Annotated in this window: 14 protein-coding genes; 7 read left to right on the top strand and 7 right to left on the bottom strand. The window is 74.4% G+C overall.

The genetic code is table 11. From position 1 onward, the window contains the following. Positions 1–80: 80 nt before the first annotated feature. Positions 81–755: a Crp/Fnr family transcriptional regulator gene (locus DQ237_RS09830; protein ID WP_113799650.1), complete on the bottom strand. Its 675-nt coding sequence runs from the start codon at positions 753–755 to the stop codon at positions 81–83. 180 nt (positions 756–935) lie between these two features. Continuing rightward, a complete protein-coding gene (locus DQ237_RS09825; RefSeq protein ID WP_113799649.1) occupies positions 936–1,175 on the bottom strand; it encodes a hypothetical protein in 240 nt (79 codons plus the stop codon). A gap of 102 nt (positions 1,176–1,277) precedes the next feature. On the opposite strand from DQ237_RS09825, the gene nth reads away from it, so the two are divergent. The 5 genes from nth to DQ237_RS09800 are packed head-to-tail and all read left to right on the top strand — an operon-like array spanning position 1,278 to position 5,071. After that, positions 1,278–2,078 carry an endonuclease III gene (nth, locus tag DQ237_RS09820; protein ID WP_113799647.1) on the top strand — a complete coding sequence of 267 codons (801 nt, stop codon included), beginning with the start codon at positions 1,278–1,280 and terminating at the stop codon, positions 2,076–2,078. After that, positions 2,078–2,647: a TlpA disulfide reductase family protein gene (locus tag DQ237_RS09815; RefSeq protein ID WP_113799645.1), complete on the top strand. Its 570-nt coding sequence runs from the start codon at positions 2,078–2,080 to the stop codon at positions 2,645–2,647. The genes nth and DQ237_RS09815 overlap by 1 nt, the downstream gene beginning before the upstream one ends. Further along, positions 2,644–3,420, top strand: coding sequence for a CoA pyrophosphatase (locus DQ237_RS09810; RefSeq protein ID WP_240619547.1), 777 nt, complete (start codon positions 2,644–2,646; stop codon positions 3,418–3,420). Before DQ237_RS09815 ends, DQ237_RS09810 begins: the two co-directional genes overlap by 4 nt. A 14-nt stretch (positions 3,421–3,434) precedes the next feature. Then, positions 3,435–3,884, top strand: a complete 450-nt coding sequence (locus DQ237_RS09805) for a cupredoxin domain-containing protein (protein ID WP_240619546.1) — start codon at positions 3,435–3,437, stop codon at positions 3,882–3,884. 5 nt (positions 3,885–3,889) lie between these two features. Next, entirely contained in the window at positions 3,890–5,071 is a 1,182-nt protein-coding gene (locus tag DQ237_RS09800; protein ID WP_113799641.1) for a MarP family serine protease, read from the top strand. 63 nt (positions 5,072–5,134) lie between these two features. Here DQ237_RS09800 and DQ237_RS09795 read toward each other — a convergent pair whose 3' ends face one another. The 3 genes from DQ237_RS09795 to acs all read right to left on the bottom strand — a co-directional run bounded on the left by DQ237_RS09795 (position 5,135) and on the right by acs (position 8,646). After that, complete coding sequence (locus DQ237_RS09795) at positions 5,135–6,073, bottom strand: alpha/beta fold hydrolase (protein WP_113799640.1); 939 nt, start codon at positions 6,071–6,073, stop codon at positions 5,135–5,137. 4 nt (positions 6,074–6,077) lie between these two features. Then, on the bottom strand, positions 6,078–6,575 hold the full coding sequence (locus DQ237_RS09790; RefSeq protein ID WP_113799638.1) for a phage holin family protein: 498 nt from the start codon (positions 6,573–6,575) through the stop codon (positions 6,078–6,080). A gap of 106 nt (positions 6,576–6,681) precedes the next feature. Continuing rightward, positions 6,682–8,646: an acetate--CoA ligase gene (gene acs / locus DQ237_RS09785; protein ID WP_113800083.1), complete on the bottom strand. Its 1,965-nt coding sequence runs from the start codon at positions 8,644–8,646 to the stop codon at positions 6,682–6,684. 119 nt (positions 8,647–8,765) lie between these two features. On the opposite strand from acs, the gene DQ237_RS09780 reads away from it, so the two are divergent. Both DQ237_RS09780 and ygiD read left to right on the top strand, forming a co-directional pair. Next, complete coding sequence (locus DQ237_RS09780; protein ID WP_240619545.1) at positions 8,766–9,452, top strand: (2Fe-2S)-binding protein; 687 nt, start codon at positions 8,766–8,768, stop codon at positions 9,450–9,452. Positions 9,453–9,511: 59 nt separating this feature from the next. Continuing rightward, on the top strand, positions 9,512–10,363 hold the full coding sequence (gene ygiD / locus DQ237_RS09775; RefSeq protein WP_205730151.1) for a 4,5-DOPA dioxygenase extradiol: 852 nt from the start codon (positions 9,512–9,514) through the stop codon (positions 10,361–10,363). Positions 10,364–10,376: 13 nt separating this feature from the next. On the opposite strand, the gene cobA is transcribed toward ygiD, so the two are convergent. Both cobA and cobC read right to left on the bottom strand, forming a co-directional pair. After that, complete coding sequence (cobA, locus tag DQ237_RS09770; RefSeq protein WP_113799635.1) at positions 10,377–11,609, bottom strand: uroporphyrinogen-III C-methyltransferase; 1,233 nt, start codon at positions 11,607–11,609, stop codon at positions 10,377–10,379. Beyond that, entirely contained in the window at positions 11,606–12,661 is a 1,056-nt protein-coding gene (gene cobC / locus DQ237_RS09765) for an Rv2231c family pyridoxal phosphate-dependent protein CobC (RefSeq protein WP_113799633.1), read from the bottom strand. Before cobC ends, cobA begins: the two co-directional genes overlap by 4 nt. Between the last annotated feature and the right edge of the window lie 29 nt (positions 12,662–12,690).

The following is a 12,690-nucleotide window of genomic DNA, read 5'->3' as shown; positions in this document are numbered from 1 at the left end:
CCCCGGAGGGGTCCGCGCAGGCGCGGAGCAGCGGCTGCGCGCGCGACCGGGGACGGCTCGCGTCCCGGAGGGTCGCAGTGCTATCGCGCGCGGCGGCGCAGGCGCTCCTCGTCGAGGACGACGACGGACTTGCCCTGCAGCTGGATCCAGCCACGGTGCACGAAGTCGGCCAGCGCCTTGTTCACCGTCTCGCGCGAGGCGCCGACCAGCTGGGCCAGCTCCTCCTGCGTCAGGTCGTGCTTCACCCGCAGGCCGTCGCTGTCGCGGCTGCCGAAGCGGTCGGCCATCTGCAGCAGCGCCTTGGCCACGCGGCCGGGCACGTCGGTGAAGATGAGGTCGGCGACCGAGTCGTTGGTCCGGCGCAGGCGGCGGGCCAGCACGCGGAGCAGCTGCTCGCCGATCTCCGGGTGCGCCTCGATCCACGGCAGCAGCACGCTCTGCGGCATCCGGGCGAGCTTCACGTCGGTGACCGCGGTGGCCGTCGCGGTGCGCGGGCCCGGGTCGAAGACCGACAGCTCACCGAACTGGTCGGAGGGGCCCATGACGGCGAGCACGTTCTCCCGGCCGTCCGGGGACCGGCGGGAGAGCTTGATCTTCCCGCTCATGACGATGTAGAGGCTGTCGCCGGGCTCGCTTTCGTTGAAGACCACCCGCCCACGGGGCAGGGTGATCGTCTCGAGGCGGCTGATGACGGGGTCCACCGCATCCTCGGAGAGCCCCTGGAAGAGCCCCGACTGAGCCAGCACCTCGTCCACTGCACGTCCTCTCACACTGTTCGCGGACACAGGGGTGCCCGTGTCCGCGACGAGTCTAGGCGGCTGTGGACTCGGTCACCCGTCAGGACGCCCTCCGGCTACCCCGATGGAGCGAGAAACCGCCGCCGCCCGGTTTCGCTGCGTGAGCGAGCGAGCGGTGGGGAGCAGGGAGGTCCTTCTTCAGACCAGGGGCGGGTTGTCGCTGCCCGGGGTGCGACGGCGGCGGCGCCGCCAGCGGAACAGCGCCCGGCGGATGCCGGACCGGGCGAGCGTGTCCACCTCGCCGGGGGTCGCGGTGCTGAGGAACTCGTTGACCTCGCGCGGGCCGGCCGGGCGGCGGAGGGGCTCCTCGACGCGCTCCATCACCAGCAGGAAGGCGATCAGCAGCGGGGGGAAGAGGATGACGCTGAGGGCGACCACAGCCAGTCCTTCCTCTGCGTCGGGCGTCGGTCCGGGGGAGCGGTCCGTCCTCGATCATGACACGGGAGGAGACGGTCGGCAGCTCCGCCTACGCTCGACCGCGTGTCCGCACCCGCGTCCTCCCCGGCCTACGCGCGCCCGGCCCGTGCCCGTCGTCCGACCCGCGCCGCCCTGACGGGCGCCTCGCCCTTCGACCCGGAGGAGACGCCGCTGGCCCGCACCCGGCGTGCCCGGCGGATGGCCCGAGAGCTCGCCCTGATCCACCCCGACGCGCACTGCGAGCTCGACTTCACCAACGCCTTCGAGCTGCTCGTGGCCACCGTGCTCTCCGCGCAGACCACCGACAAGACGGTCAACAAGGTCACGCCGGTGCTCTTCGCCCGCTACCCCGACGCGGTGGCGCTGGCCGGTGCCGACCGGACCGAGCTCGAGGAGATCCTCAAGCCGACCGGCTTCTTCCGCGCCAAGGCCAACTCCGCGCTGGGGCTGGCGCAGGCACTCGTCGAGCGCTTCGACGGCGAGGTCCCGCCGCGCATGGCAGACCTGGTGACCCTGCCGGGGGTGGGGCGTAAGACGGCGAACGTCGTCCTCGGCAACGCCTTCGGCGTCCCCGGGCTCACCGTGGACACCCACTTCGGCCGGCTGGTCCGCCGGTTCGGCTGGACCGAGGAGGAGGACCCGGTCAAGGTCGAGGCCGAGATCGCGCAACTGGTCCCGAAGAAGGAGTGGACCGAGTTCAGCCACCGGGTGATCTTCCACGGGCGCCGGGTGTGCCACGCCAAGAAGGCGGCCTGCGGCGCCTGCGGGCTGGCGCAGTGGTGCCCGTCGTTCGGCATCGGGCCGGTCGACCCGGAGACCGCCGGGAAGCTGGTCAAGACCCCCGCAGCATCGGACACCGAGTGATGCGCCGCGGCCTCCTCGCCGTGCTGGTCGCCGGGCTGCTGGCCGCCGGCTGCACCGCGGACGACGGCGACCCGGGGGGCGGGCGCTCGGCACCGGAGACGTCGGGCCTGGTGGCGTGCCCCGAGCAGCCCGACGTCGACGTCGCCGCCGCCGACCGGCTGCCGGCCCTGACCCTGGACTGCCCCGGTGGCGGGGCGCTGGACCTCTCCCGCGCGCCCGGGGTCCCGACGGTCGTGAACCTCTGGGGGAGCTGGTGCCCACCGTGCCGGGAGGAGATGCCGCTGCTCCAGCAGTTCTCCCGGACCGCCGGTGACCGGGTGCAGGTCGTCGGCGTCATCAGCAAGGACGGCCTGCCGCAGGCGACGGCGTTCGCCGAGGACGCCGGCGTCACCTTCCCGAGCGCCTTCGACGGCGAGGGCCGGCTGATGGCCCAGCTCGGCGTCAACGTCCTGCCCTACACCTACTTCCTCGACGCCGACGGCGCGCTGGTCCACGTGCAGGCCGGGCCCGTGGGCTCCGTCGACGAGCTGCGCACGCTCGTGGCCGAGCACCTCGGGGTGCAGCTGTGAGCGCCACGCCCCCCGATGCGAGGACCACCGACGAGGACCTGCCGGAGTACCTGCGGCAGCTGGTCGACCGGGCGACAGAGCTCCCCCTGCGCCACCGCATGCCGCAGGCGACCGCCACCGCGCGCCGCTCCGCCGTCCTCATCCTGTTCGGCGAGGGCCCCGGCGGCCCCGACGTGCTGCTGATCGAGAAGTCCCCGCACCTGCGCAGCCACGCCGGGCAGCCGGCGTTCCCCGGCGGCGGGGTCGACCCGGGTGACGACTTCCCCGTCGGCACGGCGCTGCGCGAGGCCCAGGAGGAGGCCGGGATCGATCCGGCCAGCGTCCGGGTGCTCACGACCCTCCAGGAGCTCTTCCTGCCCCCGTCCAACCGTCTCGTCGTCCCCGTCGTCGGCTGGTGGGACGACCCGCGGGAGGTCAGCGTGGGGGATCCCACCGAGGTGGCCCGCGTGGCCCGGGTCCCGCTGGCCGAGCTCGCCGACCCCGCCAACCGGTACCGGCTGCGGCATCCGCTGGGCTTCGTCGGACCGGCCTTCTGCGTGGCGGAGATGGAGGTCTGGGGCTTCACCGCCGGTCTGCTCGACGCCATCCTCGAGGCCGCCGGCCTGGCCCGGCCGTGGGACCACGACGACGTGCGGCCGCTGCCGGACTCCGCGATCAGGCCCTACGCCCTTCCCGGCTCGGGGGACGACGACCCCGCCGGTGACGGCGCCGCGCCGACGGTCGCCGATCCCGCGCCGGACGGGCCGCCGACGCGTACGGTTCGGCCCCGATGACGGAAAGGACCTCCTTGCCCCGCACCGTTCGCACGCTCACGGCGGGACCGCGCAAGAAGGCCGCGGTGATCGCCGCTGCGGTGGTCCTGCTGGTGAGTTGCGGGAGCGACCAGCAGGAGAAGGAGCCGGTCCCCGAGGGGCTCGGAGAGGTCACCGTCGCGGCCGACGGCGTCCAGGAGGTCACCCTGCAGACGCAGGACGACTACGTCTTCACCCCGGACCGGTTCACCGTCGCGCCGGGCCCGGTCCGCCTCACCGTGGTCAACGTCGCCGACCAGATGACTCACAACCTCGAGTACACCGACGACGAGCTGCCGCAGCCGATCGACGCCGGCATCCCGGTGCTCGCCCCGGGCGAGCAGAAGACCATCGAGTTCGAGGTCACGACGCCGGGCGACTACCCGTTCAGCTGCACCTTCCACGCCCAGCTGGGACAGGTGGGCACGATGACGGTCGAGAAGTAGCCGCCGTGTCCCTCGTCGACCTGGTGCTGATCGCGCTCGCCCTGCTCTTCGCGCTGTCCGGGTTCCGGCAGGGGCTGCTGGTCTCGGCGACGTCGATCCTCGGCTTCCTCGGCGGTGCCGTGCTCGGTGCCCAGCTGTCCGGGCCGGTCGCCGACCGGATCGACGGCTCCAGCGTCACGCGGGTGTTCGCCGCGCTCGTCGTCGTGCTCGCCGGGGCCCTGCTGGGCCAGATCCTGGCGGGGGCGGCCGGCCGGGCGCTGCGGTCCCGGGTGACGTGGGAGCCGGCCAAGATGGTCGACTCGGTGGCCGGGGCGGTGGTCTCCGCGGCCTCCGTGCTCCTGGTGGCCTGGATGGTCGCCTCGCCGCTGGCGAGCTCCCCGTTCCCGCAGGTGGCCAGCCAGGTCCGCCAGTCCGCGCTGGTGCAGGCCGTGGACGACGCGGTGCCCGACGGCGTCCGCCGGGTGTACGAGAGCCTGCGCGAGGCGATCGACCGTCGCGGGCTGCCCGACGTCCTCGACCCGCTCACGCCCACCGAGGCCCGCGACGTCCCCGCCCCGGACCCCGCGCTGGAGTCCAGCCAGGTGGTCGCCTCGGTCAAGGGCTCGGTCGTCAAGATCCGCGGCATCGCCCCGTCGTGCTCGCGGCAGATCGACGGGTCCGGCTTCGTGTACGCACCGCAGCGGGTGATGACCAACGCGCACGTGCTCGCCGGGGTGACCGACCCGGTCGTGCTCGCCGAGGGCGAGGAGTACGACGCCGTCCCGGTCTACATCGACGAGGAGGTCGACATCGCCGTCCTCGCCGTGCCCGGGCTCCCGCAGGTCCCGCTGCAGTTCACGCCGGAGGCAGCCGACACCGGCGACGACGCCATCATCATGGGCTACCCCGGCGGCGGGCCCCTGTACGTCGGCCCCGCCCGGGTGCGCGACCGCGGCGAGATCAGCGGGCCGGACTTCCGCAACACCCAGACCGTGGTGCGCGACGTCTACGCCCTGTTCGGGCAGGTGCGGGCAGGCAACTCGGGAGGCCCGCTGTTCGCCCCCGACGGCACCGTGCTCGGCGTCGTGTTCGCCTCGGCCATCGACGACCCGCAGACGGGCTACGCGCTCACCGGTCCCCAGGTCGCCGACGCCGCCACCCAGGGCAGCGCTGCCCGCGCCGAGGTCGACACCGGCCCCTGCGAATGACGGCCCCGTCCGGAGGCTCGGCACGAGCCTGCGAGTGGGGAGAGGGACGGGGTCCTTCGTCCGTCACGTCGGGCTGCGCCCAGCCCAGTCGGCGATGGCGTGGGTGACGAGGGCGGGGGCCTCTTCGTGGGGGAAGTGGCCGATGTCGTCGAGCTCGCGCCACTCGTAGGCGCCGGCGACGTAGCGGCCCGAACCGTGGGCGGTCGCGGGTAGCACGCAGGTGTCGAGCGCGCCGTGCAGCTGGAGGGTGGGCGCGGTGATCGGCGCGGCCATCCGTCGGGCGTAGCGCAGCCCGTCGGGACGCAGCTGCGAGCGACCGGCCCAGCGGTAGTACTCCATGGCGCCGTAGGCGGCCTGCGGGATCCGGGCCGCGGCGCGGTACCGGTCGACGGCCGCAGCGAAGTCCGCCGTCCGTGCCCACTCCGGGCCGGCCCAGCGCTGCATGAGGTCGGCGACGGGGTCGTCGTCGGCACGCGTGAGCCGCCGCTCGGGCAGCCGCGGCACCTGGAAGCTCAGGGCGTGGCGGAACGCGCGACGCTGCGCGCGGTCGGTCATCCCCGCGCGCAGCAGCCGGGGGTGGGCCATCGAGAGCACGACGAGCCGGCGCACCGCGCGGGGGTGCAGCGCGGCCATCGTCCAGCCCAGCAGGCCGCCCCAGTCGTGGCCGACGACGACGGCGTCCCGCTCGCCGAGCGCCCGGACCAGTGCCGCGATGTCGGCCGAGAGGGTGGGCAGGTCGTAGCCGCGGGGCGGCTTGTCGCTGGCGCCGTAGCCCCGCAGGTCGGGGGCGACCGCGCGGAAGCCGGCGTCGGCCAGCGCCGTGAGCTGCGTGCGCCAGGTCCACCAGAACTGCGGGAAGCCGTGCAGCAGCAGGACCAGCGGGCCCTCGCCCGCCTCGGCGGCGTGCAGCCGCACGCCGTTGGCCGAGATGTCGCGGTGCGTCCACGGCCCGGGCAGCAGGACGCTGGTGGCGTCGGGCCGGCCGTCCGGGGGGACGGTCACGGGGTCAGACCGAGTACGGCTGCTTGTCGTGCAGCTCGACCTTGCCGCCGCTGACGACCGGGACGTCGCGGTGCCGGGCACCCGAGGCCTCGCGGTGCATGACCTCGGGCAGCTCGCGCAGCGACTCGATCGTCCGCTCCGGCTTCTCGATCTTCTTCAGCATCTTCTTGCCGACCAGGGCCGCGATCCCGGCGACGACCAGCAGGAACACCGTGACGATCAGGAAGGCGACCCAGCGGGGGAGCCACACGTCGAGCAGCTCGGCGATCGTGATGAAGAGGTAGATCCCGGCGAAGGCCACGAGCACCCCGGCCGCGGCGAACAGGCCGACGCTGATGCCGGCCCGCTTGGCCGACGTGCTGATCTCGGCCTTGGCCAGCTCGACCTCGCCGCGGATCAGCGTCGAGACGTCGGCCATCGCGCTCTGCACGAGCGTGCCGACGGAGGGTTCCTCGGCACCGGTGGCCCCGGGGGTCCGACCGGGCGTCACGCTGTGGGCCACGTGGGCAACTCCTTCGACTCTGCACTGCTGGTCAGGGGAATCGTGCCCCACCGCGGCCGACCGCGCCCGCCCGGCTCCCCCGAACGGCCGACCGGCGCCCCGGGGACTAGTCCTCCGAGGGTGCGGCGGGCAGCTTGTCCTTGATCATGTTCATGACCGAGGAGTCGGTGAGCGTGGTGACGTCGCCGAGCTCGCGGTTCTCGGCGATGTCGCGCAGCAGCCGGCGCATGATCTTGCCCGAGCGGGTCTTGGGGAGCTCCTGCACGACCATGATCTGGCGCGGCTTGGCGATGGGGCCGATGTCCTTGGCGACGTGCGTCTTCAGCGTCTGGACCAGCTCGTCGCCCGAGGCCCCTTCCCCCTGTGCTTCGGCGTTCCCGCGCAGGATCACGAACGCGACGATGCCCTGCCCCGTGGTCGGGTCGCTGGCCCCCACGACCGCGGCCTCCGCGACCGTCGGGTGCCCGACCAGCGAGGACTCGACCTCGGTGGTGGAGATGCGGTGCCCGGACACGTTCATCACGTCGTCGACCCGGCCGAGCAGCCAGATGTTGCCGTCGGCGTCCTTCTTCGCGCCGTCACCGGCGAAGTAGACGTCCGTGCCGAAGCGGGACCAGTAGGTGTCGACGTAGCGGTCGTCGTCGCCCCAGATGGTGCGCAGCATCGACGGCCACGGCTCGGTGAGCACCAGCAGCCCGGTGGAGTCGTCGCCCAGCTCGTTGCCCTCGTCGTCGACGACCTTGGCGGAGATGCCGGGGAAGGGGTGCTGGGCGGAACCGGGCTGCAGGGTGGTGACGCCGGGCAGCGGGGTGAGCATGTGCGCGCCGGTCTCGGTCTGCCACCAGGTGTCCATGATCGGGCAGCGACCGCCGCCGATGTGCTCGTGGTACCAGAGCCAGGCCTCGGGGTTGATCGGTTCGCCGACGGACCCCAGGAGCCGCAGCGAGGAGAGGTCGAAGCCGGCCGGCACGTCCTCGCCCCACTTCATGAACGTCCGGATGACCGTGGGCGCGGTGTAGAGGATGGTCACGCGGTACTTCTCGATCAGCTCGAACCAGCGGCCGCGGTGCGGCGTCTCCGGCGTCCCCTCGTACATGACGCTCGTGGCCCGGTTGGCCAGCGGCCCGTAGGCGATGTAGCTGTGGCCGGTCACCCAGCCGACGTCGGCCGCGGTCCAGTAGACGTCGGGGTCGGGCTTGAGGTCGAAGGTCGCCCAGTGCGTGTAGGCGACCTGGGTCAGGTAGCCGCCGCTGGTGTGCAGGATGCCCTTCGGCTTCGCCGTCGTCCCCGACGTGTACATGATGTAGAGCGGGTGCTCGGCGTCGAAGAACTCGCAGGTGTGCTCGGCGGACTGCCGGCCGACCACGTCGTGCCACCAGAGGTCGCGGCTGTCGTCCCACTCGACGTCCTGCTCGGTGCGCTTGACGACGAGGACGTGCCGCACGCCCTCGACCCGCGAGACGGCGTCGTCGACGGCGGGCTTGAGCGCGCTCGGGGCGCCGCGGCGGTAGCCGCCGTCGGCGGTGATGACCACCTGCGCGCCGGCGTCGGTGATCCGGCTGGCCAGGGCGTCGGCGGAGAAGCCGCCGAAGACGACCATGTGGACGGCGCCGATGCGGGCGCAGGCCAGCATCGAGACGACCGCCTCCGGGATCATCGGCAGGTAGATCGCCACCCGGTCGCCGGCCGTGACCCCGAGCTCGGTGAGCGCGTTGGCCGCGCGGCAGACCTCGTCCTTGAGCTGGGCGTAGGTGAGCGTGCGGGTGTCGCCCGGCTCGCCCTCCCAGTGGTAGGCGACCTGCTCCCCGTGCCCGGCCTCGACGTGCCGGTCCACGCAGTTGTAGGCGACGTTGAGCCGGCCGCCCACGAACCACTTCGCGAAGGGCGGGTTGCTCCAGTCGAGGACCGTGTCCCACTCCCGGTCCCAGGTGAGTCGGTGGGCGGCGTCCGCCCAGAACGACAGCCGGTCGCGGGCGGCCTCGTCGTAGATCTCCGGACCGACGTTCGCCTGCGCGGCCAGCTCCGCCGGAGGCGTGAAGGTCCGGCCGGTCGCCTGGGTCGTCTCGCTCATGGGGTCCTCCCGATCCGGCGTCACCTGGTGCGGCGACGGTGCCCACGTGGTCCAGGACACACCGTATGACCCCGGGTCCTCCGGCGTCTTCCCGTGTCGGGCTGTCGCAGACTGACCCGGTGGTCGGACCGCAGGCGGAGGTGGTGGCGCGCATCCCCGGCGCGGCCGCCCACGGTCTGGTCGCGCCACCCGGCTGCCCCGCGCTTCCGGCGGCGCGACTGGCCGACCCGGCGTGGCTGGCCCGGCTGATACCGCAGGGGACGACGAGTCCGCGGGTGCGGGCGACCGTCTGGTGGTACTCGGCCTCGGCGGTCCTGACGGCGCCGGTCCTGGCCGGGCTGGCGGTGGGCCGGCCGCTGTCGGCCCGGCTCGAGGACACCACCGTCTCCCTCGCCCCCGACGGGCGGCCGGTCGCGGCGGTCTCCGCCGCCGGTCACGCCGACCCGGTGGCCGGGCTCCGCGAGACGCTCGGCGCCGTCGTCGGTGCGCTGGCCCAGGTCGCCGGCATGCGGGCCCGGCCGCTGTGGGCGGTGGCCACCGACTCCCTCGCCAACGGGTTGCTCGGCCTCGGTCGCGCGCTGGGGGACGTGGCGGCCGTGACCGCGCTGGCCGCGCCCCTCGCGGCGGCCGTCGGCCCGCCGCTGCCGGCCCCGCGCTACGTCGACGTCGCGGGGACGCGGTTCACCCGGCGGGTCTCGTGCTGCCTGGTCGACCGGCTGCCGTCGGGTGCCACCTGCCTGTCCTGCCCACGGCGGGCGCCGGGAGAGCGCCAGGCGCTGCTGGAGTCCGTGGCCCGGGGGCACTGAGACCTCGCCGCCCTCGGGCGAGCGGGAGATGATCGGTGCCGACGAGGGGGAGGTCAGCCATGCCGGTGATGCCCGCGGCGTTCTTCGGTCACGGCAACCCGATGAACGCGCTCGAGAGCAACCGCTACACCGAGGCCTGGCGCGCGTTCGGCCGGGCGGTGCCCCGCCCGCGGGCGATCCTGGTGGTCTCCGCGCACTGGTACGTGCAGGCCACCGCGGTGACCGCCATGCCGCGACCGCGCACGATCCACGACTTCTACGGCTTCCCCCGGGCGCTCTTCGACGTGCGCTACGAGCCGCCGGGGCTGCCGGAGCTGTGCGACGAGGTCGCCGACATCGTGCATCCCACCTGGGTGGGACGGGACCTCGACAGCTGGGGCATCGACCACGGCGCCTGGTCGGTGCTGCGGCACGCCTTCCCCGACGCCGACATCCCCGTGGTGCAGCTGTCGATCAACGCGCTCAAGTCCTTCGACTACCACCTGCAGCTCGGGGCGTCGCTGGCTCCGCTGCGGGAGGACGGCGTGCTGGTGATCGGCAGCGGCAACGTGGTGCACAACCTCGGCGGGGTGTCCCGGGCGCTGCCGGACGCCGGGTTCGACTGGGCGCAGCGGTTCGACGAGGCCGCCAAGGAGTGCATGCTCACCGACCCCGGCGACGCCGGCCGGCTCGACGGGCACCGCGACTTCGACCTCGCCGTGCCGACGCCCGACCACTTCCTGCCGCTGCTCTACGTCGCCGGGATGGCGGGCGCGACCGACGCGCCGGTGGACGTCCTCGTCGACGGCTACGCGTACGGCTCGCTGTCGATGACGGCGTACACGGTCGGCATGGACGCCCCGCCGCCGTCGGGCAGCGGCTTCGCCGCACCGCTGCCGGAGGGCCCACCGCCCGACGGGGCCAACATCTGAGCGGCGGAGCCGCTCATCCCGAGAGCCCGACGACCTCGCCGACGACCCAGACGGCGGGCGGACGGATCCCGCTCTCATCCAGGGCACGCGGCAGCTCGGCGAGGGTGGTGCGCACGCTGCGCTGCGTGGCCGTCGAGCCGTCGCTGACGATCGCGACCGGCGTCCCGGGGGCCCGGCCGTTCGCCACGAGCGCGGACGCGATCGCGGGTGCGGTGTCGACCCCCATCAGCACGACGATCGTGCCGCGCAGCCGGCCCAGCGCCGGCCAGTCGACCAGCGACTGCGGGTGGCCCGGCGGCAGGTGCCCGGAGACGACGACGAACTCGTGGGTGAGCCCGCGGTGGGTGACCGGGATCCCGGCCAGGGCGGGCACGGCGATCGCGCTGGTGATGCCCGGGACGACCTCGACCGGGATGCCGGCGGCGGCGCAGGCCTCGACCTCCTCCATGCCGCGCCCGAACACGAACGGGTCGCCGCCCTTCAGCCGCACGACCCGCCGTCCGGCCCGGGCGTGGGTGACCAGCAGGTCGTTGATCTGCTCCTGGGCCATGGAGCGGCCGCGGGGGAGCTTCGAGGCGTCGATGACCTCCACCTCGGGCGGTAGGGAGGCCAGCAGCGCCTGGGGGGCGAGGTGGTCGGCGACGACGACCTGGGCGTGGGCGAGGGCCTGCCGTCCGCGGACGGTGATCAGGCCGGGGTCACCCGGCCCGCCGCCCACCAGGACGACGCCGCCGCCGGCCGTGGGCCGGGCGGCGCGGTCGCGGATGCTGCCGTCGGTCAGCCCGGCGACGACGGCGTCGCGCACGCCGATCGCCCGCTGCGGGTCCCCACCGCCGTGGACGCCGATGACCAGGTCGCCCTGCCTTCCGATCGCCGGGGTCCAGACGCTCGAGGCGGCACGGTCGTCGGCGCGCGCGCAGAAGATGCGGTTGCGCTCGGCCTCCTCGGCGACGGCGGTGTTCACGGCCGGGTCGTCGGTGGCGGCGACGGCGTACCAGGCGCCGTCGAGGTCGCCCGGCGCGTAGCCGCGCGGCAGCCAGGTCAGGCTGCCGGGACCGACCAGCGCCTCCAGCGCGGGGGTCACCTCGGGGCTGACGACGGTGACCCGCGCCCGCGCCTCCAGCAGGCCGGCGACGCGCCGGTGGGCCACCTTCCCGCCGCCGACCACCACGACGAGCCGGTCGCGCAGGCGGAGGCCGACCGGGTAGACGGCGCCGGACTCCGGCGACACCGGGGTGGGGGTCATCGGCCCTCCTCGCTGGTCGAGGCCGGGCTCGCCGGCAGGGCCAGGATCTCAGCCAGGTCCGCGGCGAACGCGCGCGAGGTGCCGGGGTCCCGGACGACGAGACGCAGGTGGTCGGGGGAGAGGCCGGGGAACGAGTCGCCGCGGCGGACCGCCCAGCCGCGCTCGCGCAGCGCGAGCCGCGCCCGTTCGCCCCCGGGCACGCGGACGAGGACGAAGGACGAGCGCGGCTCACCCACGACCTCCACGCCGGCGGGGAGCGCGTCGAGCAGCGCCTCGCGGTGACCGACCAGGTCACGGGCCGCGGCCTCGGCCTCGGCGCGGGCGGCGGAGGTCGTGCAGGCGCTCAGAGCGGCGAGTGCGGGGGTGGAGACCGGCCAGTGCGGTTGCTGGGCGGCCAGGGCCGCGACCAGGTCGGGAGGGCCCAGCGCGTAGCCGACGCGGAGCCCCGCCAGCCCCCACGTCTTGGTCAGGCTGCGCACCACCAGCAGCCCGGGCAGGTCGCTGCGCCCGCTGAGCGACTCGGGCTCGTCGGGCACGGTGTCGGCGAAGGCCTCGTCGACGAGCACCACGCGACCGGGTCGGGTCAGCGCGGCGAGCGCGTCGGCGGGATGCAGCACCGAGGTGGGGTTGGTCGGGTTGCCGATCACGACGAGGTCGGCCTCGTCGGGGACGGCGGACGGGTCGAAGCGGTAGCCGTCCGCGGCGTCGAGCAGCAGCCGGGAGACGGGGTGCCCGGCGGCCCGCAGCGCCGCCTCCGGTTCGGTGAAGGAGGGGTGCACGACGACGGCGTGCCGGGGGTGCAGGGCCCGTGCCACCAGCACGAACGCCTCGGCCGCACCTGCGGTGAGCAGCACCTCGTCCGGGGCCCGGCCGTGCGCGGCCGCCACCGCGGCGCGGGCGGTCCGCTGGTCGGGATAGCCGGCGACCGCGTCCACCGCCTCGTGCAGGACGGCACGCAGCCAGGCCGGCGGCGTCCCGGACCGCACGTTGACCGCGAGGTCAACGAGGCCCGGCGCCAGCTCGGCGTCGCCGTGGTGGTGCAGGTCGGTCACCGCGCCACTCTCGCAGCCGGGCGTGACGA

It is taken from the genome of Blastococcus sp. TF02-8 (genome assembly GCF_003319175.1).
In the GTDB taxonomy this organism is placed as follows: domain Bacteria; phylum Actinomycetota; class Actinomycetes; order Mycobacteriales; family Geodermatophilaceae; genus Blastococcus.
Note: the sequence above shows the minus strand (reverse complement) of the source record. Positions and strands in the feature narration are given on the sequence as shown.

Coding starts and splice junctions, on each gene's coding strand:
- DQ237_RS09815 (WP_113799645.1), top strand. CDS start 2,078: ATGCGCCGCGGCCTCCTCGCCGTGCTGGTCGCCGGGCTGCTGGCCGCC.
- acs (WP_113800083.1), bottom strand. CDS start 8,646: ATGAGCGAGACGACCCAGGCGACCGGCCGGACCTTCACGCCTCCGGCG.
- ygiD (WP_205730151.1), top strand. CDS start 9,512: ATGCCGGTGATGCCCGCGGCGTTCTTCGGTCACGGCAACCCGATGAAC.
- cobA (WP_113799635.1), bottom strand. CDS start 11,609: ATGACCCCCACCCCGGTGTCGCCGGAGTCCGGCGCCGTCTACCCGGTC.